Origin of the sequence: Bacillus sp. GB_SG_008 (genome assembly GCF_052038115.1) — a bacterium.
Classification (GTDB): Bacteria; Bacillota; Bacilli; order Bacillales; family Bacillaceae_G; genus Bacillus_A; species Bacillus_A rhizoplanae.
On sequence record NZ_JBPZSK010000003.1, the window covers coordinates 154973 to 176670 of the forward strand.

The 21698-nt window shown below is 35.2% G+C and carries 26 protein-coding genes, 2 other RNA genes, 1 pseudogene and 2 riboswitches; of the genes and pseudogenes, 7 read left to right on the plus strand and 22 right to left on the minus strand.

Translation table 11 applies throughout. From position 1 onward, the window contains the following. Nucleotides 1-14 precede the first annotated feature (14 nt). Nucleotides 15-167, minus strand: a pseudogene (gene flhF / locus ACTDJC_RS08500) (flagellar biosynthesis protein FlhF); the annotation flags it as partial. A gap of 57 nt (nt 168-224) precedes the next feature. On the opposite strand from flhF, the gene ACTDJC_RS08505 reads away from it, so the two are divergent. Then, a complete protein-coding gene (locus ACTDJC_RS08505) occupies nt 225-827 on the plus strand; it encodes an HD domain-containing protein (protein ID WP_440603149.1) in 603 nt (200 codons plus the stop codon). A gap of 55 nt (nt 828-882) precedes the next feature. Here the strand turns inward: ACTDJC_RS08505 and nfsA are convergent, their stop codons facing one another. The 10 genes from nfsA to ACTDJC_RS08555 form a co-directional block, all read right to left on the minus strand. Continuing rightward, nucleotides 883-1617 carry an oxygen-insensitive NADPH nitroreductase gene (gene nfsA, locus ACTDJC_RS08510; protein ID WP_440603150.1) on the minus strand — a complete coding sequence of 245 codons (735 nt, stop codon included), beginning with the start codon at nt 1615-1617 and terminating at the stop codon, nt 883-885. Between the two features lie 130 nt (nt 1618-1747). Then, on the minus strand, nt 1748-2065 hold the full coding sequence (locus ACTDJC_RS08515; protein ID WP_253629154.1) for a DUF4870 domain-containing protein: 318 nt from the start codon (nt 2063-2065) through the stop codon (nt 1748-1750). A gap of 112 nt (nt 2066-2177) precedes the next feature. Continuing rightward, nucleotides 2178-2759, minus strand: coding sequence for a YdcF family protein (locus ACTDJC_RS08520; protein WP_440603151.1), 582 nt, complete (start codon nt 2757-2759; stop codon nt 2178-2180). A 263-nt stretch (nt 2760-3022) separates the two neighbouring features. Beyond that, a complete protein-coding gene (locus tag ACTDJC_RS08525) occupies nt 3023-4378 on the minus strand; it encodes an MATE family efflux transporter (protein WP_440603152.1) in 1356 nt (451 codons plus the stop codon). A 208-nt stretch (nt 4379-4586) separates the two neighbouring features. Beyond that, nucleotides 4587-5420 (minus strand): MerR family transcriptional regulator, encoded by an 834-nt coding sequence (locus ACTDJC_RS08530; protein ID WP_440603153.1) that lies wholly within the window; start codon nt 5418-5420, stop codon nt 4587-4589. A 182-nt stretch (nt 5421-5602) separates the two neighbouring features. Beyond that, nucleotides 5603-6955: an aspartate aminotransferase family protein gene (locus tag ACTDJC_RS08535; protein WP_440603154.1), complete on the minus strand. Its 1353-nt coding sequence runs from the start codon at nt 6953-6955 to the stop codon at nt 5603-5605. Nucleotides 6956-7159: 204 nt separating this feature from the next. Next, nucleotides 7160-8710: a solute symporter family protein gene (locus tag ACTDJC_RS08540; RefSeq protein WP_440603155.1), complete on the minus strand. Its 1551-nt coding sequence runs from the start codon at nt 8708-8710 to the stop codon at nt 7160-7162. Between the two features lie 3 nt (nt 8711-8713). Next, nucleotides 8714-9052, minus strand: coding sequence for a DUF485 domain-containing protein (locus ACTDJC_RS08545; RefSeq protein WP_440603156.1), 339 nt, complete (start codon nt 9050-9052; stop codon nt 8714-8716). Nucleotides 9053-9254: 202 nt separating this feature from the next. Continuing rightward, entirely contained in the window at nt 9255-9875 is a 621-nt protein-coding gene (locus ACTDJC_RS08550; protein WP_440603157.1) for a sterol desaturase family protein, read from the minus strand. 62 nt (nt 9876-9937) lie between these two features. Further along, nucleotides 9938-10246, minus strand: coding sequence for a cytoplasmic protein (locus ACTDJC_RS08555; RefSeq protein WP_098310385.1), 309 nt, complete (start codon nt 10244-10246; stop codon nt 9938-9940). 732 nt (nt 10247-10978) lie between these two features. Between ACTDJC_RS08555 and cspD the strand changes: the two genes are divergently transcribed. Together cspD and ACTDJC_RS08565 are read left to right on the plus strand one after the other, a co-directional pair. Further along, the gene (gene cspD, locus ACTDJC_RS08560; protein WP_098310386.1) at nt 10979-11176 is read left to right on the plus strand and encodes a cold-shock protein CspD; all 198 of its coding nucleotides are present in this window, start codon (nt 10979-10981) and stop codon (nt 11174-11176) included. 115 nt (nt 11177-11291) lie between these two features. Then, nucleotides 11292-11540 carry a DUF2564 family protein gene (locus ACTDJC_RS08565; protein WP_098310387.1) on the plus strand — a complete coding sequence of 83 codons (249 nt, stop codon included), beginning with the start codon at nt 11292-11294 and terminating at the stop codon, nt 11538-11540. Nucleotides 11541-11766: 226 nt separating this feature from the next. Here ACTDJC_RS08565 and ACTDJC_RS08570 read toward each other — a convergent pair whose 3' ends face one another. From ACTDJC_RS08570 to ACTDJC_RS08580, 3 genes are all read right to left on the minus strand, one after another. Continuing rightward, nucleotides 11767-11943 (minus strand): zinc-finger domain-containing protein, encoded by a 177-nt coding sequence (locus ACTDJC_RS08570; RefSeq protein ID WP_098310388.1) that lies wholly within the window; start codon nt 11941-11943, stop codon nt 11767-11769. A 12-nt stretch (nt 11944-11955) separates the two neighbouring features. Then, nucleotides 11956-12615 carry a ribonuclease H family protein gene (locus tag ACTDJC_RS08575; RefSeq protein WP_440603158.1) on the minus strand — a complete coding sequence of 220 codons (660 nt, stop codon included), beginning with the start codon at nt 12613-12615 and terminating at the stop codon, nt 11956-11958. A gap of 347 nt (nt 12616-12962) precedes the next feature. Next, on the minus strand, nt 12963-13448 hold the full coding sequence (locus tag ACTDJC_RS08580; protein ID WP_440603159.1) for a QueT transporter family protein: 486 nt from the start codon (nt 13446-13448) through the stop codon (nt 12963-12965). 6 nt (nt 13449-13454) lie between these two features. Beyond that, nucleotides 13455-13499, minus strand: a riboswitch (PreQ1 riboswitch). Nucleotides 13500-13814: 315 nt separating this feature from the next. Between ACTDJC_RS08580 and ACTDJC_RS08585 the strand changes: the two genes are divergently transcribed. The 3 genes from ACTDJC_RS08585 to ACTDJC_RS08595 are packed head-to-tail and all read left to right on the plus strand — an operon-like array spanning nt 13815 to nt 16008. Next, nucleotides 13815-14687, plus strand: a complete 873-nt coding sequence (locus tag ACTDJC_RS08585; RefSeq protein WP_440603160.1) for an aldose 1-epimerase family protein — start codon at nt 13815-13817, stop codon at nt 14685-14687. A 15-nt stretch (nt 14688-14702) separates the two neighbouring features. Beyond that, the gene (locus ACTDJC_RS08590) at nt 14703-15098 is read left to right on the plus strand and encodes a reverse transcriptase-like protein (protein ID WP_440603161.1); all 396 of its coding nucleotides are present in this window, start codon (nt 14703-14705) and stop codon (nt 15096-15098) included. 4 nt (nt 15099-15102) lie between these two features. Further along, entirely contained in the window at nt 15103-16008 is a 906-nt protein-coding gene (locus tag ACTDJC_RS08595) for a DMT family transporter (protein WP_253629144.1), read from the plus strand. Between the two features lie 2 nt (nt 16009-16010). Here the strand turns inward: ACTDJC_RS08595 and ACTDJC_RS08600 are convergent, their stop codons facing one another. Continuing rightward, the gene (locus tag ACTDJC_RS08600) at nt 16011-16271 is read right to left on the minus strand and encodes a DUF6123 family protein (protein ID WP_253629143.1); all 261 of its coding nucleotides are present in this window, start codon (nt 16269-16271) and stop codon (nt 16011-16013) included. A gap of 327 nt (nt 16272-16598) precedes the next feature. Between ACTDJC_RS08600 and ACTDJC_RS08605 the strand changes: the two genes are divergently transcribed. Further along, a complete protein-coding gene (locus ACTDJC_RS08605; RefSeq protein ID WP_253629142.1) occupies nt 16599-17054 on the plus strand; it encodes a MarR family winged helix-turn-helix transcriptional regulator in 456 nt (151 codons plus the stop codon). Nucleotides 17055-17235: 181 nt separating this feature from the next. Here the strand turns inward: ACTDJC_RS08605 and ACTDJC_RS08610 are convergent, their stop codons facing one another. The 7 genes from ACTDJC_RS08610 to ACTDJC_RS08640 form a co-directional block, all read right to left on the minus strand. Continuing rightward, entirely contained in the window at nt 17236-17376 is a 141-nt protein-coding gene (locus tag ACTDJC_RS08610) for an FbpB family small basic protein (RefSeq protein WP_098309341.1), read from the minus strand. 392 nt (nt 17377-17768) lie between these two features. Beyond that, the gene (locus ACTDJC_RS08615) at nt 17769-18635 is read right to left on the minus strand and encodes a 5'-3' exonuclease (protein ID WP_440603162.1); all 867 of its coding nucleotides are present in this window, start codon (nt 18633-18635) and stop codon (nt 17769-17771) included. A 118-nt stretch (nt 18636-18753) separates the two neighbouring features. Then, nucleotides 18754-19464, minus strand: a complete 711-nt coding sequence (locus tag ACTDJC_RS08620) for a P-type ATPase (protein WP_440603163.1) — start codon at nt 19462-19464, stop codon at nt 18754-18756. Nucleotides 19465-19780: 316 nt separating this feature from the next. Then, a riboswitch (M-box (ykoK) riboswitch) is annotated at nt 19781-19946 on the minus strand. Nucleotides 19947-20077: 131 nt separating this feature from the next. Further along, nucleotides 20078-20261, minus strand: a non-coding RNA gene (gene ssrS, locus ACTDJC_RS08625) — 6S RNA. A 22-nt stretch (nt 20262-20283) separates the two neighbouring features. After that, a non-coding RNA gene (gene ssrS, locus ACTDJC_RS08630) (6S RNA) lies at nt 20284-20468 on the minus strand. A 115-nt stretch (nt 20469-20583) separates the two neighbouring features. Next, nucleotides 20584-21417 (minus strand): sulfurtransferase, encoded by an 834-nt coding sequence (locus tag ACTDJC_RS08635; RefSeq protein WP_440603164.1) that lies wholly within the window; start codon nt 21415-21417, stop codon nt 20584-20586. 2 nt (nt 21418-21419) lie between these two features. After that, nucleotides 21420-21692 carry a YpbS family protein gene (locus tag ACTDJC_RS08640; protein WP_098309349.1) on the minus strand — a complete coding sequence of 91 codons (273 nt, stop codon included), beginning with the start codon at nt 21690-21692 and terminating at the stop codon, nt 21420-21422. Nucleotides 21693-21698: the final 6 nt, after the last annotated feature.

Here is a 21698-nt window from a genome sequence, read left to right on the forward strand (position 1 = left end):
CTGTGTCGCTTCATTTATTTTACTAAATGTTCAGCTGTTACAATATGCAAATGCTGTGTAACATCTTGACCATCTGTTGTAAATATAATTGGTGCAGATGAAACAGCTGGAATTTTTAGTAGTTCACCACTGCTTGCTATTTCATCAAACTTTGTAAATATAAAGCCATAAATTGACACATTTCATTTTCGTATTAAGATTAACATATATAGAGGAGGATTTATATGGAATATAATATTTTAAAGATCATTGCACTAGCAGAAAAACTCAAATATGAAATGCGGCACAGTTGGCTTTCTAACGGCCGTCAAGAGAGTGTGGCAGAGCATACATGGCGTATGTCACTTATGGCTATCCTCGTTCAGCCTTATTTAGATAAAGAAGTGAACATAGAAAAGTTACTTAAAATGGTGATTATTCACGATTTGGTCGAAGCTGAAGCTGGTGATATTCCTGCGTTTGATACAATGAATAGTGAAGAATTAAAGCGAAAAAAACAAGAAAACGAACAACAAGCAATCCTGAATATTAAACATACACTATCAGGTCCACTTGGAGAAGAATTATATGACCTATGGATGGAGTTTGAAGAAAAAGAAACATATGAAGCAAAAGTAGCGAACGCTCTAGATAAACTAGAAGTAAAAATCCAGCATAATGAGGCAGACATTGATACATGGCTTCCAATTGAACATAAAATGACATTCCAAGTTGCACAGCATACAGATTTTGATTCGTTCTTATCAAAATTACAACAGATTATTGAGCAAGAAGGGGAAAAGAAATTAATTGCTGCTGGGATTGATGTAGAGGCTTGTAAACAGTAGAAAGGTTACAAAATACGTTAAAAAAGCGGCATATGTAGTAGCCGCTTTTTCTACATTATTTTTTATTAAATCCTTTTTTAACTAAAAACTCTTTCATATGCAATCGCTTCTCCTGCGACATGAACGTACTCATTGAACCAGTCCATGTCACATCCTTTTGATTTGCCAATCTTTCCTTATAATACTGGTTTGTCGTATGATCATATTCATCTAATAATTCATTATATTTTTTCTCATCATATACATTTTCATGTACAATAGCTCCAACTGGTAAACGAGGTTTCACTCCATGATTTTCATCTGGTACACCAATTGTCATTCCAAAGACTGGATATACTTTCTCTGGTAAATGTAACAATTCACTTACTTGCTCTGGATTATTACGAATTCCGCCAATATAACAAATACCGTATCCAAGGGATTCAGCAGCAAGCGCTAAATTTTGAGCAAAGAGAGAAGCATCTACCGTTGCCACAATAAAATTTTCTGTTGTATCAGATTTAATTTCTGTTCCATGCTTCTCGCATGCGATTTCTAATCGCTTTAAATCTGCGCAGCAAACAAAGAATGCCGCGCAGCTTTTCACGTGACGATTTCCAGATAGCTCCGCTAGTTGCTCTTTCAATGCTTCATCTGTTACATATACAACTGAATATGCTTGCACAAAATGTGATGATGCCGCATGCTGTGCTGCTCCAATCATTCTTTCGATTATATTCTTTGGAATTAGCTCTTTCTTATATTTTCGGACTGATACGTGTTGTTCCATTTTATGTATAATTTCATTCATAACATCCCGCCTCCTGTGGTCTGAATACTCAATAATTAACATATTTTTCGCATACAGACAAACGATATGCTTATAACAAAATGATACATAAAAAGGATCAATCTTATTTGATTGATCCTTTCATACGTAATTAAGCTGCTTTCAACACCTTGACACCTTTGACAATATTCCAAACACAGTAATAAATTCCTACAACCGCAAAGATGACATACGTTACAATCATACCAACACCAATACTTGCAGCTTCTCCCATACCAATACCAACTGCCCCCGAAAGAGCAAGGCCTCCAAATAAGATAATGAATGGAATTATGTGCGTCCATAGTGCTTTTTTCGCATGATATTTCACGTCACCTTCAGCAATAAAGAAGACGATAATCGGAAATAAGAACGGTGCAAAGAAAATACTAAAATAACATAATGAAGATAAAATATTATTGCTTTTCATACGATTCACCTCTAAAGTTTTGTTGTTTTTGTTACTTTTATTATGCCATTCCAAAACTTTAGAAACTATCGTTTTACCTTTCAGCTAAATTACAGTTTTGTAAGATTTCTCGTTATATTTGATCCATGAGCCAATACTTTGTAATTGCCAAATATTCTCGAACATTAGATTGAATGATAATAGGTTTTGGTGTTCTTGCAGACAATCCCTCTAACTGCAATCCTTGTTTTTCAGCAATCTTTTTTGCACGATACATATGAAAATCGTTCGTTACGATAATTCCTTTTTTCTTATTTGCTGGAATAAGAGATTTTGAGAATTTTATGTTTTCATCTGTATTTGTAGAACGATCTTCCATTATAATTCGTTCTTCTTGAATCCCCTGTTTTATCAATCCTCGTTTCATAGCCAAAGCTTCGGAAATATCCTCTCCTTTTCCTTTACCACCAGATACAATTACAATTGTTTGTTGATGTGTTTTTAAATATTCCGCGGCTTTATCAATACGATATTGCAGAGAATAAGAAGGTTCTGTTCCTTTCACACGTGCACCAAGTACAATCATATAATCTGCATCGTTCGGCGCTTCCATATGTCCATGCTTGTAAATAATATATTGTAAAATACTCATATAACCAACTACGATCATCAAAAGAATCATGCCATACGTTATCCACTTTTTTCTTTTTAGCATTTCTACAAATACTCCCCTCTCTTTATTTTTTCATCTTAATATTCTTCCAACTACTTGTGTAGTCTTTTTTCCAATTCGGCCCAATTAATCCTTTAAAAGTAATATTCTTACTCCAAATAGGAATATAGAATCACGTATACAATACCATTTTTTCACATAGAGCATACTGAGATTTCTATTAGTGATGCTTAAAATTTTGAAGTAGAAATTCTGTTTATGAATAACAAAACAAAAAATCCCCTTAACACATTAAGGGGATTTCGTTATGCTATATGTTTCTCTTCCAATCTTTGTATAGAAACTGGATGTGAAAAATGATTCATCACAAATACAACACATGCTGTTAATAGTTCCGCAACAGGCATTACAAGCCATATTCCATTTACACCAAATAATTTTGGCATCACCCACAGAAGAGGGATGATCAGCAACAACCCGCGGCTCAATATAATAAAAACAGATTTTGTTGTTTGTCTTACGGATTGAAAATACTCTCCATATACAATGTTATAACCTAAAAATACGTATTGCGTGAAGAATAAACTGATTCCTATTAGAGTCATATTTAATAATTCTTCAGATTGAACGTCAAATAAACCGATAAGATATTTCCCAAAGAATAAACCGATAATTGTTGCGATAGCACCGAGTACAACAGCTGTTTTTACCGCAAGCTGTAACCCTTCTTTCAACCTTTCCGATAAATTTGCACCATAATGGAAGCTCGCGATAGGTTGTAGTGCTGCCCCAACTCCAAAGAATAAAAGTAACGTCATGGCATGAATACTGTTTACCATAGCAAATGATGCAACGCCCTGCTCTCCAGCGTATTGAATAAAAGTAACGTTAAAACCTATTGTTACAATCGCCGCTGTTATTTCTGTTGTAAAGCTAGGAAAGCCAATCACGAGAATTTCTTTTATTGTTTGCCACTCTAATTTTAGTTTTGTCCATTTTAAAATGCTGTTTTTTCTAAAGAAATGACTCAATAGTACAAGAAAGCCAATTGCTGCAGATAAAATTGTAGCGGATGCTGATCCTGTCACACCCCAGCCAAGAATGAAGATAAAAATATAATTAAATATAATGTTTAATACCGCTGTGATAATTAAACCTGCCATAGCTAAATTCGGATTTCCATCATTTCGTATAAATGTACTCAAAACATTTTCTAATACATATACCATTCCAAATGTAAATAATACATGGAGATAATCTAATGAATACGGTAAAATTACATCATTTGCTCCAAATAAGTAAGCTATATCTTCTATTTTCCATAAACAAACAATCATTAACACACCAACAATAGCAACGGCTACCGTCATAGATTGCGTGAAAATAGAACGTGCTCGCTCTACTTTATTTTCTCCTAAAGCGATAGAATACATTGTTGCTCCGCCCATTCCAATCCATAATGAGATCGAGAAAAAGATGGAAAATGCGGGAACGGCAACATTCACTCCTGCCAAACCATTCGCACCCACACCTCGGCTAACCATAATTGCATCAATCATAATATTCACCGACATCAGTACCATTCCAAGTACCGCCGGAATTAAATACGAAATAAATAAACTTTTAATCGGTTTTTCTCTTAAATTCTCAGTTGCTTCCATAACAAAACTCTCCTTTACGACTCTCTGCTCACATTGTAAACCTTCAAGTTACTTGAAGGTCAAGAGAGAAGTAAAAAATATATTTTATGATGAATGAAAGTTTTACTATTTTACCCCGTTATTTGTAGGCAGTAAGACCCCAAACTTAAAATTCTCTGAGAAACGAAGAAGATAAGTGTGGGATGCCCCTACTAATGAAAATTTCACTTTATCTTTTTTTCACCACAGGGATTTGAATTTCTGTCACTTGCTCCTCTTGATTACTCGTTACAGACAAATCAATTAAGGCTAGTTCAATTGCATCACCACATATTTCATACCCATCCTTCTCAATAGCTAGTAGCAGCCTTTTGTAAGTCTTATCGGTTTCTTCGTATGGTCCATGATGATACGCACACGCATATATCCCTTCTTCAATTACATTAGAAGTTGCAATTTGAAATGGCATGTAATCAAGAAGAATGAATACGCTATTGTACGCTTGAAAATCATGTTGTAATAATGCATCTTTTGCTACAGTAACACCTATATCACCCGAAAACAAACTACTATCTACTTGTTTCATATTTTTTTGAAGTGAATGAATATAATATTCAAACATGTCATCCGTTACATTTGGAGTAATAGGTAAAGACGTAATTTTACGCTTTGGTATTTCTGTAAAAAAGACAGTATGAGTATCTGTTTGCACAGCTTCTTTCATTAAACGAATTTTATGTTTTATTTTTGCTAACGTATATTCAATTTCCCTTTGTTTTTTCAGTAACATCTCTTCCTGTTTTTCCAATAAGTCCAACGCAAATTCTGGCGTTCTTTCATCTATATATCGTTTAATTTCTTTTAACGGTATATTTAGCTGGCGTAAAAATTTAATTGTATCCAACATTGAAAATTGATCAATCGTATAGTATCTATAATTCGTTTGTGAATCAACAATTGCTGGATGAAAGATACCTTTTTCATCATAATAACGCAATGTCGATTCAGGAATGTTATGCATTTTCGCCATTTCGCCGATTGTAAAACGTTGATTTAATAACATATTTATTTCTCCGTTCATTTCAAATTCATTAACCTAATCACACTTTTTATTGCTCCGTTGACAACAGTTTCACTTTATCTCGCTATTGTGGGTAACAGATATATTATACATGTATGTATTCTTTGCAATAAATAGCAAACTAAAAAGCGAGCCTTGTTCTTTTGGCCCGCCTTCACCTTTTATCAAATACGTTCCATCGCCGCTTTCACCGTTTCTACAACAAACGCAATTTCTTCGCTAGAAATTACAAGCGGCGGTGCTAACGTTAAAATGTTATTATAACCAGCTGTCGTCATACCGTTGCGGCCAATAAGTAATCCTTTTTCTTTACAAGCATTCACAACACTTGCAATTTTGTCCCCATCAATTGGCTCTTTCGTCGCTTTATCGTTTACAAGTTCAATTCCAATGAGTAATCCCTTTCCGCGAATATCTCCTACATATGGATGGTGACCAATCGCTTCTTTTAATTGTTCTAATAGAAGAGATCCCATCTGAGCAGAACGATCAATCAATCCTTCGTTCTCCATAATTTCTAAATTTTTAAGTGCTAATGCACAAGCCGCTGGATTTCCGCCAAATGTATTAATATGACGGAAAAACTCGTATTCTCCCGCCCCTTGAAACGCCTCATAAATTTCTTTTTTCACTGCCGTTACGGACAATGGTAAATATCCACTTGTAATTCCTTTTGCCGTCGTAATAATATCTGGTTTTACATCATAATGCATGAATCCAAATGGTTTTCCTGTACGTCCAAAACCACAAATGACCTCATCACTAATAAGAAGTGCCCCATGCTTTTTGCACGTTTCATGAACAGCCTTCATATAATTTTGCGGCGGCATTAAAATACCTCCGCCTGTGATAATTGGTTCCATAATAAATGCTGCTATCGTTTCACTCAATTCCCACGTCATCACGCGATCAATTTCTTTTACACATTCCACATCATAAATATCCTCTGCATCAATTCCTGGCATGCGGTAACAGTCTGGCGGTGTGACATGTAAGAACCCTGTAGCTAACGGCTCATATTGATATTTCCGCTGTGCTTGTCCTGTTGCTGCCATTGCTGCCATTGTATTTCCATGATAACCGCGGTAGCGTGCCATAACTTTAAAACGATGCGGTTCTCCTTTATACGCATAATATTGACGAGCAATTTTAAATGCTGTCTCATTTGCTTCTGATCCACTATTAGAGAAGAAAATAACGTATTCCCCACCAAGCCACTCATTTAATTTTTCTGCTAATTGAATTGCCGGCTCATGTGATTGTGACATTGGAAAATAGGAAAGCTTTTGTAACTGTTCATACGCAGCATCAGCTAGTTCTTTTCTTCCATAACCACTATTCACACACCAAAGACCGCTCATTCCATCTAGATAGCGTTTTCCTTCACTATCCTCCACCCAGCAGCCCTCTGCCTTTGTTCCAATCATTGTACTGCTTGGACTATACGGACGCATTCCATGCCATACGTATTTTTCATCTTTTGCTAATAATTCTCCAGATTGCTTCGTTTTCACCATACATTCCACCTTCCATTACAACTTTTTATATCTAAAGCTGTTCGGTGCCTCATGATGATTTAAATTTTTCTCTTCCTAAACTTTCATTCCACAAAAATGCTGTAAATCCTACCAGCCAATTAAAAAATTCAAAAGAGAAAGTTAGTAAATGTTATTTAGTAAAAAACAAAAGTGCTTTCCTTTAGCCGGAAAGCACTCTGTTTCTTAATGTGCCGATACGTCACTAATGCCATGTCCTGTATTCGACTTTACTAATATTTCATCAAATTTCGCGGCATCTTCTTTCTTACTAGATAAAATCGTCCCTAAATAGGCAGCTAAAAATCCAAGTGGAATGGAGATTATGCCTGGTGTTGTATATGGAAATAACGGCTCCCCAACAAAAATTGCTTTTCCAGCCACCGGATTCCATACATTCGGACTCAGCGCAACGAGGACAATAGCAGAAGTTAAGCCAACAAGCATACCACAAATTGCACCGGTCGTATTAAAACGCTTCCAATATATCGTGAATAAAATAACTGGTAAATTCGCACTCGCCGCAACAGCAAACGCAAGCGATACAAGGAACGCTACATTTAATGTTTGTGCAAATAACGCTAAAATAATAGAAAATACTGCAACTCCAACTGAAGCATAGCGCGCCATTTTCACTTGTTCTTTTTCCGTCGCTTTTCCGCGGCGTAAAATTTCATTATAAAAATCATGAGCAAACGCTGATGCAGCTGTTAAAACAAGTCCTGCTACTACAGCTAAAATTGTTGCAAATGCTACTGCCGAAACGAAAGCAAACAAAAAATCTCCACCTAACGCTTTTGCTAACATTGGCGCTGCCATATTTCCAGCAGCATTCGCTTTGACAATTGCCTCATTCCCAACAAATGCCGCCGCTCCAAACCCTAAGAAAATTGTCATAATGTAAAAAGCTCCGATTAACCACGTTGCATATACAACAGATTGACGAGCTGTTTTGGCATCACGCACCGTAAAGAAACGAACGAGAATATGCGGCAATCCCGCCGTACCAAGAACAAGCCCTAAATTTAAAGAAATAGTATCTAAACCAACTTTATACTTTACACCAGGATTTAAAAATGCTTCTTTCAGCGGTGTTGCTGTCTTCATTTGTGAAAACATTTCTGTAATACTAAAATTAAACTTCGCAAACACGATAACAGAAATAATAAATGTACCTGCCATTAATAATACTGCTTTAACGATTTGAACCCAGCTCGTTGCTGTCATTCCGCCAAAAATAACATATACAGTCATCAATGTCCCAACAATCAATACAGCCGTTGTATATTCAATTCCTAATAATAATTTAATAAGTGCTCCTGCCCCAACTAACTGTGCAATCATATAAAAAATCGAAATTGTCATCGTATTAAGCGCCGCTACCCCGCGTACTTTTCTTGCATCAAAGCGTGCTGCAATCATATCTGCTAACGTAAATTTCCCAAGATTTCGAAGCGGCTCTGCAACAAGATATAATACAACTAAATAGGCAACAAGAAAACCAATACTATAAAAGAATCCATCAAAACCTGTTAATGCTATTGCTCCGGCAATTCCAAGAAAAGAAGCAGCGGACATGTAATCACCCGCAATCGCCAATCCGTTTTGCCACCCGGTTAATCCACCGCCTGCTGTATAAAAATCGCTTGCATTTTTTGTTTTTTTCGATGCGTAGTACGTAATGACGAGCGTTCCAAGAACAATTATTAAAAACAATGTAAAAGCTGTTGTATTCAATATTTATCCCCTCTCTTTATCTATGTTTTCAAGAATTTGATTCGATAACCGATCAAATGATTCTGCTTTTTTACTATAGATCATACACAGGGCCCACGTCATAACGAACTGAGCAAATGCAAACACCCATGCCCATGTAATATCACCAAACGCTGGTGTATTAAGCACTTTTGAATATGATGTTAAAATAGGCAAGGCAATAAAAAAACTAAAAAAGAAAATGCTCATCGGTACAATAAATTTTTTCTTTACTTGTAACAAATTTTGAAATTCAGCAGATTGTACTACTTCTGTGTAATTGATTTCACTATTTAATTTACGAGCAGACGTTTCTTGTTTCACTTCATATCGTCCCCTTTCTTTTCAATACGAATAATAGAAAATCCCCTCCCATGAATGTATTAATTACTAAATTTTATAAATATTCAGAAACTTAATCTCATTGTAGACAATCTATTTTTATAAGCAAAGATTTTTCGATAGACAAATTGCGTCATATTTTTCCATTTTTAACGTAGCATTTATTGAAATAAAAAAACAGTGCTTATTGCACCGCTTTCTCACCTTCCAAATTACGAGCTGTTTCACTCGTTTCGACATCTTTCCCTTCTCTATATGTCTTGAATAGAAAATCGTAAAATAGATTCGATACTCCAAACCAATAATTCTCATTTTTATAATGATGGAGTATATGCTGCTTCTTTAGCCATCTTCCATATGGAGTCAGTGGACGAATTGGCCGATGAGCAATGTAATGTTTCCATTCATATACTAAAAGCATGAAGATCATTCCAATTCCAAATGATAATGTCACCGTGACGCTAGAAGTAGTACCGTATACAATGCATAAATATATCATAAATCCAGGAAGACTATACCACACGGGTAAAAATAATAACTTTAAATCATTCGGATATACGTGATGATCATAATGAAGACGTTTTAACATTTTTAATAAAAATGGATTCTTCGGCGGTTTTAAATGAAATAAAAAACGATGTGTTACATATTCATTAATTGTATAAAAGATAATACCCGCAATGACTGCAATAGCCGCAATCCATGTAAACAATTGCATGTTCAAAAAAACGATAAAAGCAATTAAAATTCCAATCATTATGACAATATCATGCTGAAAGAAATACTCTTTTATAACTCGCTTCATCCCTATATTCCTCTCCTTAGAAAGCGGCCGTAACGTATTGTTATGACCGCTTTCTTTTCTCTCTATTCTATTCCCATTATAAACTTACTTGCTTCTCCATTTGGATAGAAAAAATTACTTGAGCCAAATATATTCTGTTTCGGAATAATATGTTCCACTGCAAAAACTGTTACTTCCCCTCTTTGTACTTCTCCAATAATTAGCCCTAATATTTCATGATTTACAGCAAATGTCGGTTGTTTTGTTTGAAGTAATCGTTCAGCAGTTTGAAGAACAGCCTCGTATAATGGGTTTCTATCTGTTACTTCTTTACGAATTTTTGGTGCTAATGTAATAATAATTTCTTTTTCATTTACTATGGTTCGATACATAAAAATCTCCCCTTCAATTTATATGAACAATTGTAAAGCTGTATACACAAAATGAATGTAACAAACGACTAATATAATCCTTGCTCCCCTGTAATATACCCGAATGCTTTGTGTAGAAGCAATGTTCTTTCAAAATGAACAGAAAAAGCAATATTTAATGTATTTCTGAAAGAAATTCTCCTGCCTCTTCCTGTTTATATTCCATATTTTATTGTAAAATTCCTTGTTTTACACTTGAAAATTCAAGATAAAACAATAAGAAGTCCTATATAGCATATGAATGCTTGTATAATATGTGTATATAAACATAAAGATAACCCAAAATTGCAAAGTAACGCTAGATTTAATACAACATTAGAAGAGCTTTCAATTACTGTAAATATCCAAGTTGGTATATCGTCCTTTTCTCATCCCCCACTGATGGTTAACCAATCAGGCTTTTACGGGTACAAGACCGATGCATTCTCTCACCTCTTTATGTACAACCTTTATTTAAAGTTATTAAAATTAGCATTTGTCCTATACATGATTTATAAAGCTAGTGTAAAAAATTATTTAAAAATACAAAAAGATAAAACCGCTTACTTGACTAAAATCTCCCATTTCATGTATATTTAAGTTATTATTTAGCAGAATATTCAAGAATATAACAATTCAATTTTATGAATTTGTGAATGTTTTCTATATTATTCACTAAATGAGAAAGTAATCATATTTAGGAGGCATCATAACATGCAAGGTAAAGTAAAATGGTTTAACAGCGAAAAAGGTTTTGGATTTATCGAAGTTGAGGGTGCAGACGATGTATTCGTACACTTCAGTGCAATTCAAGGAGAAGGCTACAAATCTCTAGAAGAAGGTCATGAAGTTTCTTTCGAAATCGTTGAAGGAAACCGCGGACCTCAAGCTGCTAACGTAGTAAAACTTTAATTCAACATATGACAGGAGGTTATCCATCGGTAACCTCCTTTGTTTATTCCTCTGTATATTTCTTTTTCTCAGAGCGAAAACTATGTGAAATGAGAAAATAAAGGAGGAGAAAACAATGGGTTTACCTGTAAACGATTTTGAAGAAGTAAAATTCCGCGTAGAAACTGCTCAAAAAATGGTTGGCTCCGCGACGGTCACAATGGATCCTGAATCATTGCAGCATGCTACAAATGCGGTTGAATCAGCTCGCCTTCAGCTGGAAACAATGAAAGAAGTAGCAACAGATTTAGATACACCATTTTTATTAGATCAAGAAGAAAAATTAGAGAAATGCGAGCATCAATTACAAGAAGCAAAGCATTAAAAAACATCCAGGGGGATTCTCTGGATGTTTCTATTTATGTACGTAACGAACTATAAAGTGAAACTTCCATCAGTGTTTTTTCATCTCCCACCTATCTTCCTCGTTTCTCTCTAAATCTTGAGGTGGGGGTCTTACTGCCCCAAAATAGCAGGATAAAAACTACTGTAAGCTTTCTACATATAATCGTATAAAATTCCCTATCTCAACAAAGTAAATAGGGAATCGTTCAAGATAATCGGTTTCCATACTCCTTTAGCTTTGCTCCTATTGTGCATTGCCGAATGCAAAAGGAGTGGGCATAATATTTACTATGTTCTTTTCGAAAATGCTGCTGTAAAAAGCAGCCATCGCAATATGTTTCTAATAAATCATTCACTTCCGTAATGAGCTGCTTACGATCCACTCCTTCACACCCCTACTCTGTTATTTCTTTATGACTATCAATATCCGTTCCTTCAAGTGCTTGCGTTGCCAATTGATGAGCTTCTTTATTCTGTTTTCTAGAAACAGGTTCACATATCAATTTTATTCTCATCTGTTTTGCTTTTTGTTCGACTTGATCTAAATAATGGATTAAATGTTCCTCATAACATGGCCATTCACCTGCTAATTGCTGGAGCACCACTTGAGAATCACCGCGAAGTATAACGGATTCATACTTAACTCCTAGCTCTTCTAGCACATTCATTCCGTATAATAACGCAGCATATTCCGCTTCATTATTATCATCAATTCCTTCTATGTAAGCATTGCGACGAATTCGATACGTTTTTCCCTGCTTCTTATAATAAATACTCACTCCCACGCCCGCTTCTTTCTTCTCAATATCGTACCCTCCATCGAAATACAATAAGAGATCTTGCGGCTCTTCTTCAACTTGTTTACTCAATTTCTTAACTTCTTTTAACGTCCACTCCGTCCCCATTTCATCATAAAACAACAGTTCTTTCGCTCTCCCTGTTTTTTCAAAGTCTACTGCAAACTGCATCGCCTCTTCTAAACGAAGGTAATCTGTTTCAAGGTTAGTCTCTAAACCATGCTTTGTTCGATATAACCAAGCTATTTTATATTTCATTTTGCTCCCCCTTTTACATACAAAATCAATACACTACCAAATATTACATGTTCATTTTATAATATTTTGTCTATGAGCACAGTATTCTATTCCGAATACATCTCATCTCCGCACGATAAAGTGAAACTTCCATCAGTGGTTTTTTTCATCCCCCGCTGATGGTTAGTTGAACCAATCGGGCGCATGCCAGCAGTTATCCCCCACCTATCTTCTTCGCTTCTCTCTGAGTCTTGAGGTGAGGGCCTTACTGCCCCAAAATAGCGGGATAAAATGAAACTCCTGCAAATATAAATTGAGGAAAAGAAATAAGAGTTGTCACGATTAAGTGAACAACTCTCTTATCTATCTTATACAAATTTTTCAAACTGCACTCGTTTATTAATAAAATACATAACAGGTGCTCCAATAGCCATTACAACAAATTCACCAATTGCACATGTTAGCCATGTAAACAAAAATGGTAAGTCGAATGCAAGATGTAGTTCAATCGCAATAAGGAACATTGTAACCGTAAAGACAACAGTATTAAAAATCATACGCGCCCATATCCCTTTTATAAAACGCATAGAAACAATTGTACAAAGCAAGGCAATAATAGATTGTCCGACCCCAAATACAAGATCATATGCAATCATTGGTGAGAAAAAGAGGTTTGTTAAAAATACGCCTAACACAATCCCATAAATATATTTTTTATTGAACACAACAAGATGATTGAACATTTCCGAAATACGAAATTGAATATTCGTAAAACCAAAAGGCTGAATAAGCATAGAAACGACAATATATAAAGCTGCTAAAATCCCGTTACCAACAAGTGTCTTAATTTTCATTGTATGATCTCCTTAGTTTTTTTACGTGGGATGGTTACGAACCACGTGAATATATAAATGAACAAAATTACATTATATTTATAATTTGAATTCAAGTCAATATGGCAGAAGATGTATCAAATGATCTGAATTACAAAGGGATAGTCATAAAGTGAAACTTTAATCAGTGGGGGTTTTCTTCATCCCCCCACTGATTATTAGTTGAACCAATCGGGCTTTTACGGGCAGTTTATCTCCCACCTAACTTCTTTGCTTTCACCGAATTTTGAGGTGGGAGTATTACTGCCCGTTAATGCGGGATAAACTATCCTTTTCTTTTTATAAGACGTATAATAAAAAACATGAAAGATTTAGGAGGGTTTGTTCATGACAGCGACAATTCAAAATGAAAAAATGATTGTTTCTATTTCTGAAAAAGGTGCAGAATTGCAAAGCATTCGATTAAAAGAAGATCGTACAGAATATATGTGGCAAGGGGATTCAAAGTATTGGGGACGACGTGCTCCCATTTTATTCCCAATCGTCGGAAGATTAGTAGATAATACATATTATGTTGATGGAAAATCTTATTCGTTAACACAGCATGGATTTGCTCGCGATCTAACATTTACAATAAAAGAACAAAGTGAATCAAAAATTACATACGTAGTAACGAGTAATGAAGAAACATTACAAAACTATCCGTTTGCATTTGAATTACTCGTTTCTTATGAATTACATGAAACATCTGTATACGTAACATATGAAGTAATCAATCCAAACACAAAAGAAATGTATTTTTCAATTGGAGGACACCCTGGTTTTAATTGTCCTTTACTATCAAATGAATCTTTCACAGATTACTACTTATCTTTCAGCACTCTAGAGCACTTAGAAACAAGCGTATTAGAAGGACCATTTCTTTCTAAAAATAAACTCATAGTAGCAGAAGAAACAACCGAACTTCCACTTACATACGATTTATTTAAAAACGATGCGCTTATTTTTGAAAACATGAACAAAAACGAAATTGCCATCCGCTCTCACAAACATAATAAATTTATTAAAGTAGCATTTGAAGGATTTCCATTTGTGGGTGTGTGGACACCTGGAGACGGCGCACCGTTTCTATGTATTGAACCTTGGTATGGCATTGCTGATGAAGTAGAGCCCGTAAAAGACTTTAAAGAAAAAAAAGGAATTCAAATGTTAAAAGCGAATGAAACATTTACATGCCGCTATAGCATTACAATCGGTTAATCGGAGGTTTTCAATTTGATTGAAGTGTACATTGATGGTGCATCAAAAGGAAACCCTGGTCCTTCTGGCGCTGGGGTTTTTATCAAAGGTATTCAACCGCCTGTGCAGCTTTCTGTTCCACTTGGAGTTATGAGCAATCATGAAGCTGAGTATCACGCATTACTTGCTGCATTAAAATATTGCACCGAACATAATTATAAAATTGTATCGTTTCGAACAGATTCTCAGCTTGTAGAACAAGCTGTTGAAAAACGATATGCGAAGAATCCCTTATATGCACCACTTTTAGAAGAAGCATTGCAAATGACCCAGCAATTTGATCTCTTTTTTATGAAGTGGATTCCAAGCAGTCAAAATAAAGTAGCAGATGAATTAGCACGAAAAGCAATTTTAAAAAATGAACGGGGGTAGTGTATTGAAAAAAGAGTGGATTGCTCCTCTCGCATTGTTGTTCGTTGCCTTTATTTGGGGAGCTACGTTTGTTGTCGTTCAAAATGCTATGTCATTTGTCGGTCCATTTTCTTTTAATGCTGTACGTTTCTTATTAGCTGGACTTATTTTACTGGTTATTCAGCTCATTTCTATAAAAAAAATACCTATTAAACGTGCAAGGTATAGTAGCTCCGCTGGTATCATAGTCGGATTCTTTTTATTTATTGGTTACTTGTTACAAACATTCGGCTTATTATATACAACTTCTTCTAAAGCAGGATTTTTAACAGGGCTTAGTATTGTCATGGTACCTGTTTTATCGTTTATCTTTTTAAAGCAAAAAGCGAATATATTTATTGTACTCGGAATTACAGTAGCTACAATTGGATTGTTCTTATTAACAGCTGGAGATTCTTTTCAATTGAATATAGGAGACCTGCTTATCTTAGGTTGCGCTGTAGCATTTGCTGCTCACATACTTGTAAATGGATTCTTTTCAAAAAAGGTGTCTCCGCTATTATTAAGTACAACACAAATATTAGCAGTTGGACTCTTCTCTTCTATTTGTGCGTTTTTGTTTGAAGATTGGGAGAAATTATTTTCGCTATCATTATGGACGAATCGCTCATTTTTGTTTGCATTATTGCTAACATCGCTATTTGCTACTTCTCTTGCATTCTTTATTCAGACAACAGCACAAAAGTACACGTCACCGACCCGCGTTGCCATTATTTTCGCAATGGAGCCAGTCTTTGCTGCAATCACAGGTGTTCTTGTTGCGAATGAACAATTGTCAGTATCAGCTATCATCGGATGCATTTGCATTTTCTTAGGAATGATCTTTGTGGAACTCCCAAATAAACAAAAAAAAGAAGCGCAGGCTGCATGAAGTTATGTTTGTAACTTCCGCATAAAAGCCATCGCGCTTTTTTTATCGGTAATTTTCTCTTCATTTAATCGTTCTAACAAAGCAATAAAGTAACTACCATCAAACTGTAATTGATGCTTAATCGTCGCTTCAATCGCCACATTCACAATTCTATCAGATGAACCTGTATATCCTTGACCAAACATAATAAATCCTTGTGCTTCCTCTGATAATTTAAATCCTTTTGTATGTAAGAATGAAAGGTAATCTTGAACTGTTTGCATGATGTCCCCACCTAATTTGAAAAATTCTCCACTCTCTATCATACATGTTTTCGAGCGTTATGAGAATGAATTTTCTTTGAAAACTGCTGTAGAATCTCCTGTTTTTCTGAAAAATAAAGTGAAACTTCTATTAGCGGTTTCCCCCACCAATGGTTAGTTGAACCAATCAAGTAGCTATCTTCTTCTGATCCCTCATAATCTTAAGGCGAGGGTATGACCGCCCGCGAATAGTAGGATAAAAAATAAAATTCGTTGATTATTCATTTCATTTAGTTTAATATTGAACTGTTCAAAAATGAACTAAATACATAGGAAGAAGGATTAGCAATGGCGAATAACGATTTACATACAACCACAAAAATCATGCAATCATTTTTAGAGATTCAAAAAACAATTGTTTCATTCACCCAACAAAATGCTGCTAGCTTAGGATTGACGGTATCTCAAATGGGGATTTTAAACACTATTTATACAAAACCAGACCTTACTTTAAAAGCAGTAGTAGAAATGCTTTCTTTACCTAAAAGTACAGTAAGTGTAAGTGTAGAGGGACTCTTTCAGCTCGGATTGGTAGAAAGAGCACAATCTCAAGAAGATCGAAGAGAACTCAAATTAAACGTCACTTCTGAAGGAAAAGAAATCGCAAAAAAATCTATCGAAAATTCATCCTCTTATCGTGCAATGATGATTGCATTAGAAAAAATGCCACAAGAAGATATTCAAACTTTGTTACGTATTCATAGTCGTTTACTCACTCATTTACAAGAAATCGACCACAAATAAAGTTTTTTTAACATCCTTTCCAATAATAAGTTAGATAAACAAAGTCCTTTCAGATTATCACTGAAAGGACTTTCGAATTAGCAACACCTTAAGTTGCACTGCTTTCATTTGAATGTATATCCAAGATTTATAGATTAACTCTTTATTATGTGGATTTTCCTGATCAAAAACTTTCCTTTACTCAGTTACTCACCGCTCCATATGATACATGTCGTTTTTCAATTTTTTCTTCAATTTCTCTTATGTTCTCCTTATCATTCAATAATAATTGTTTATTTTCTATTAGTAATTGTTTAAAGGATTTTCTTATTTTTTTTCGCATACTTAATTTCCTCCTTGATTGATATGAAAGATTTCATTTATATAAAAGATAATTAATTATCTGTATTGTGTAATAATAAAAGATTTGTGTGAAATCCATTTGAATTTTAAATGAAAACTATGTATATTTTTTCATGAATCAATATGTGTATAGCTTTGCGATTGAAACATAACTCTTCCAACAGTTTGTTTACTACCTTTACAATCAATATAAAAAAACTAGATATGGTAGAAACCATATCTAGTTGAAATGTTTTAAACATAAATAATAACGCCCAATCAAATGTATAGTTTGATTGGGCGTTATCTATATTCTAAAATAAATCCTTTTCAAGAATCTCTTTTTATCCCGCATTAACGGGCAGTAAGACCCCCGCTGATGGAAGTTTCACTTTATAACATATTTACAAACATTTCAGGTCTGCCCCAATTCATTTGCTCACAAACGAATCGTATTTTCTCTATATCAATTGTGTGAAGAGCTTCTTCTAATTCACAAGAAATTGGCACTTCACAATGAATTTGTGCAAGTTGTAATGACATATGCAAATTGTCTAAGTCATTTTCAATTTTTGTACGCTGTGTTTTCGTTAATAGTGTAATGTTTTCTAAAACAGCTGCAACTGTTCCGTGCTCTTGAATGAGCTTATATGCTGTCTTTTCACCAATGCCCTTTACTCCTGGATAATTGTCACTTGAATCACCCATAAATGCCTTCGCGTGAACAATTTGCCACGGCTGTACACCTTTTTCTTCGATAATTTTTTCAGGCGTGTAATATTCATAGTTTCCAATTCCTTTGCGAAGGAGCATGACTGTAATATTTGTATCAACAAGCTGCAGCAAATCTGTATCACCCGTTAAAATAAACACTTCTGCTTCATTTTGATACGCTTTTGCTAATGTTCCAAGACAGTCATCAGCTTCATATCCTTTTATACCAATGACTGGAATAGATAAATGCGCAGTCATTTCTTGCACTAAATCGAATTGTGGAATTAATTCTTCTGGCGGTGCCCCGCGATTCGCCTTATAGTTTGAAAACGCTTCTGTTCGAAAAGTTGTACTCCCCATATCCCAGCACGTTACAATATGAGTCGGCTCAATTGTCCCAGACGCTGTTAATAAATGCTTCATATAACCATGAATCCCGTTTGTCGGAGTACCATCTTGTCTTTTCATAAATTGTCCGTAGACACTTGTTGCATAAAAAGCACGAAATAATAGTGCCATACCATCTACTAATAATACTTTTTTCATAATTCCTCTCCTAATGACAAAAATAAAAACCTCACGTCATGACGCAAGGTTATAAATAATCAATGATGATTGTACTTTTTATTATACATTGATTTACCCCATTTAGCATCTATAAAGATTACTTACAATATTGATGTAATAGTTCCACATATGTATTATTTCCAGTGGAAACAACAACTGCCTTTGCTGTTCCATTCACAATATGGGTACCTTTGTAGCATAAATTTTCAAGATAAAGTGGATTGTAATCTTTTATGCGTTTTAACGGCATAAATCGTTTTTTCTCGATATGATAACAACTTTCATATTTTTCTACAAGCATTTCTTTTCCTGTTAAAGGAGATTCATCTACTAATAAATCTTTTGCGTAAATAATGCGTGCATCAGCTGGTACAGTATCACCTGCGGAAAGACAAATTACATCACCTGGAACCAATTCTTCTACAGGAATATTCATCATTTCAGAATCTGAATCTACTCCATTTGCTTTGTCATTTACTACTCTTATGACAGCAACTGTTTTTGATGTTGCTGCACTCGTTTGATTCGTTTCCTTTTCAAACAGACTTACTTTTTCAATCAACTTCATCATGATATAAGCTAGCATGATTTTTTTATTCGCATATCGTTCATTTTTCCCGTATTGCGCGATACGTTTTTTGGCTTCTTTAACAGAAAGACCATTTCTTGTAGTTTTAAAATAAGCATATACAGATTTCACATCTCGAATCGCAACTTCTACTAGCATTTCATTATTTTTCTGTAAAATTTCTTGCCCTTTATGGTTTATGTTGCCTATAATTCCATCTCGTTTATTAACATATAACATCGTCCGTCTCCTCCTTGGCGCACGCAGGAAGAAACTCACTGTTTCTCAACTTATCTATTTACAGATATAGAGGGAGGAACAATTCGCTTCCTACCTACATGACATATTCTTTTTTTGAAATATATGGGTAACGGAACCGAGTCCGAAGCTGACATTGCTCCTCACCTCCTCATAAATTTATTTTTTATTATATATATTTGTACAAAATACAACCTTACTAAAAAAGACCTTTCCCGGAAACGAGAAAGGCCTGAACATACGCAAATAAGCGAAGTTTAATGAAGCTGCGCTTTATAAGCAGCTTATATTAAAAAAATCGCACCTCTCCCTCGCCGAGCTTTAGCACTGTATAGCATAGGTTCTTCACCAGCTACATTAAGAAAGACCTTAATTCGATCATTCCTGTTGACCCATTGGCGTCTCTCGACATTTTTGGGCAGTAGCATCTCTCTATACAGGAGCCTCACCTAACAGAGACATATTTAATTATAAGAAAAATGTTACTCTCGTTTCTAGTTGGTGTCAATGTTTTTTATGTAACATTCTCATATTTCTTCTATGATACTGAAAAACAAATAAAAAAACCTTATGTTATACAACATAAAGTTTTTATGAAGGACCCACATATGCCGTTCTCTCTAGATGTCCATAAACCCGCTCTCGCAGGTGGATGCTCTCAAAAATGCTTTCATCTTCCTTCTTAAAAAGATGGCATGATGGCTACATTTAAATATTGAACTTCCGTATTACTCTCATTGGTTTAAGACATACACAAGCTACGTACATCGTAGGCATTTATTATTAATCATAAGGATAAATAGAACCCCCGCACGTGCCGTCCCTCGTAAATGTCCAAAAACCCGCTACTCGCAGGTGGATGTTCTCACAGTTACCGTTCATCTTCCTTCTCAAAGAAAGGCTTGATGTTGGCCTCTAAATATCGAACTTCCGTAAAACTAACATCGGTTTTAGACATAAATAAGTTACGCACACCGCAGGATGTTTTATTTATTTGTCGTTATCTTATCACATTGTTCGCAATGTGTAAAATATATTGTTATTAAAGTATTTCTTGCTTGTGATCCTATTGTAATACAAAACTTTTTGAGGTGCAATAGGCTACTGTTTTTCTTTCGCAATTGGATTTTCAGGATAAGAAATCCAATCACTCCAGCTGCCCGCATATAATTTTACACTTGTAAAACCAGCCATTTTTAACGCTAATACGTTCGGACATGCCGTTACACCTGATCCGCAATACACAATCGTTTCTTTCTTTTTATCAAGATGAATAAAGCGCTCTTCTTGTGCGTCCTGTCCCTTAAAAGCACCAAAATCAGTTACGCCATCTTTCCAAAAATAATTTTGTGCAGTTGGAATGTGACCGGCCACTTTATCAACTGGTTCTTCTAATCCTGCATAGCGCTTTGGTTCTCGCGAATCAATAAGTGTTATATTTGCCTGTTTATTAATTTTCTCTTGTAATTCTTCCATTGTTACGACAATATCATGCTGCAGAGTTGGAACAAACGTCTTAGGTGCAAAAACTGGTATATCATTCGTTACTTCGACCTTTTGCTCCTTCCATTCTGGGAAGCCACCATTTAACACATATACTTTGTCATGTCCAAGGTACGTTAAGAGCCACCAGAGACGAGAGGCCATTGCTCCTCCTTGACTATCATATGCCACAACTGTTGTATGTTCATCAATCCCAGCTTGTGAAAGTTTTTGTACAAACGCTTCTATATTTGGAAGCGGGTGACGTCCGCCATGTTGTGTAACCGGACTTGATAAATCTTTATCTAAATCAAAATAGAGTGCACCTGAAATATGTGCCTCATTATATTGCTCTCTTCCCCAATTCGGATTTGCTAAGTCAAAACGACAATCGATAATACGAACATGCTCATCTTGTATATGTTCATGTAACCATTCGACTGTAACGATCATACTTAACGACCTTCTTTCTCTTGTAAACGTTCTACGTACTCCATCACCATTTCTTCTGTCACAATCTTACGTTGCGGTGCAATACCGTTTTTTGCAAGCCCATTAATTTGTTTTGTTACCATATTAATTACATCAACAGAGAAAGGTTTCCCATTTGATGCAAGCGATACTGCTGCTTCAATTGCTGCTTCACGTTGCGCCTCTAATTGTAGAAATGCTTTCACCACTTCATTTTGTTTACGAGAATGTGCTGTAATTGCTGCATGTACTTCCATGTTCGC

Excerpts from the sequence above, each read along its gene's own strand:
- ACTDJC_RS08530 (WP_440603153.1), bottom strand. The coding sequence starts at position 5,420 with ATGTTATTAAATCAACGTTTTACAATCGGCGAAATGGCGAAAATGCAT.
- ACTDJC_RS08640 (WP_098309349.1), bottom strand. The coding sequence starts at position 21,692 with ATGGAAGTACATGCAGCAATTACAGCACATTCTCGTAAACAAAATGAA.
- ACTDJC_RS08515 (WP_253629154.1), bottom strand. The coding sequence starts at position 2,065 with ATGAAAAGCAATAATATTTTATCTTCATTATGTTATTTTAGTATTTTC.
- ACTDJC_RS08635 (WP_440603164.1), bottom strand. The coding sequence starts at position 21,417 with ATGATCGTTACAGTCGAATGGTTACATGAACATATACAAGATGAGCAT.
- ACTDJC_RS08615 (WP_440603162.1), bottom strand. The coding sequence starts at position 18,635 with ATGAAAAAAGTATTATTAGTAGATGGTATGGCACTATTATTTCGTGCT.
- ACTDJC_RS08550 (WP_440603157.1), bottom strand. The coding sequence starts at position 9,875 with ATGAAGCGAGTTATAAAAGAGTATTTCTTTCAGCATGATATTGTCATA.
- ACTDJC_RS08505 (WP_440603149.1), top strand. The coding sequence starts at position 225 with ATGGAATATAATATTTTAAAGATCATTGCACTAGCAGAAAAACTCAAA.
- ACTDJC_RS08575 (WP_440603158.1), bottom strand. The coding sequence starts at position 12,615 with ATGAAATATAAAATAGCTTGGTTATATCGAACAAAGCATGGTTTAGAG.
- nfsA (WP_440603150.1), bottom strand. The coding sequence starts at position 1,617 with ATGAATGAAATTATACATAAAATGGAACAACACGTATCAGTCCGAAAA.
- ACTDJC_RS08580 (WP_440603159.1), bottom strand. The coding sequence starts at position 13,448 with ATGAAAATTAAGACACTTGTTGGTAACGGGATTTTAGCAGCTTTATAT.
- cspD (WP_098310386.1), top strand. The coding sequence starts at position 10,979 with ATGCAAGGTAAAGTAAAATGGTTTAACAGCGAAAAAGGTTTTGGATTT.
- ACTDJC_RS08520 (WP_440603151.1), bottom strand. The coding sequence starts at position 2,759 with ATGCTAAAAAGAAAAAAGTGGATAACGTATGGCATGATTCTTTTGATG.
- ACTDJC_RS08600 (WP_253629143.1), bottom strand. The coding sequence starts at position 16,271 with ATGCAAACAGTTCAAGATTACCTTTCATTCTTACATACAAAAGGATTT.
- ACTDJC_RS08605 (WP_253629142.1), top strand. The coding sequence starts at position 16,599 with ATGGCGAATAACGATTTACATACAACCACAAAAATCATGCAATCATTT.
- ACTDJC_RS08565 (WP_098310387.1), top strand. The coding sequence starts at position 11,292 with ATGGGTTTACCTGTAAACGATTTTGAAGAAGTAAAATTCCGCGTAGAA.
- ACTDJC_RS08535 (WP_440603154.1), bottom strand. The coding sequence starts at position 6,955 with ATGGTGAAAACGAAGCAATCTGGAGAATTATTAGCAAAAGATGAAAAA.
- ACTDJC_RS08620 (WP_440603163.1), bottom strand. The coding sequence starts at position 19,464 with ATGTTATATGTTAATAAACGAGATGGAATTATAGGCAACATAAACCAT.
- ACTDJC_RS08610 (WP_098309341.1), bottom strand. The coding sequence starts at position 17,376 with ATGCGAAAAAAAATAAGAAAATCCTTTAAACAATTACTAATAGAAAAT.
- ACTDJC_RS08525 (WP_440603152.1), bottom strand. The coding sequence starts at position 4,378 with ATGGAAGCAACTGAGAATTTAAGAGAAAAACCGATTAAAAGTTTATTT.
- ACTDJC_RS08555 (WP_098310385.1), bottom strand. The coding sequence starts at position 10,246 with ATGTATCGAACCATAGTAAATGAAAAAGAAATTATTATTACATTAGCA.
- ACTDJC_RS08585 (WP_440603160.1), top strand. The coding sequence starts at position 13,815 with ATGACAGCGACAATTCAAAATGAAAAAATGATTGTTTCTATTTCTGAA.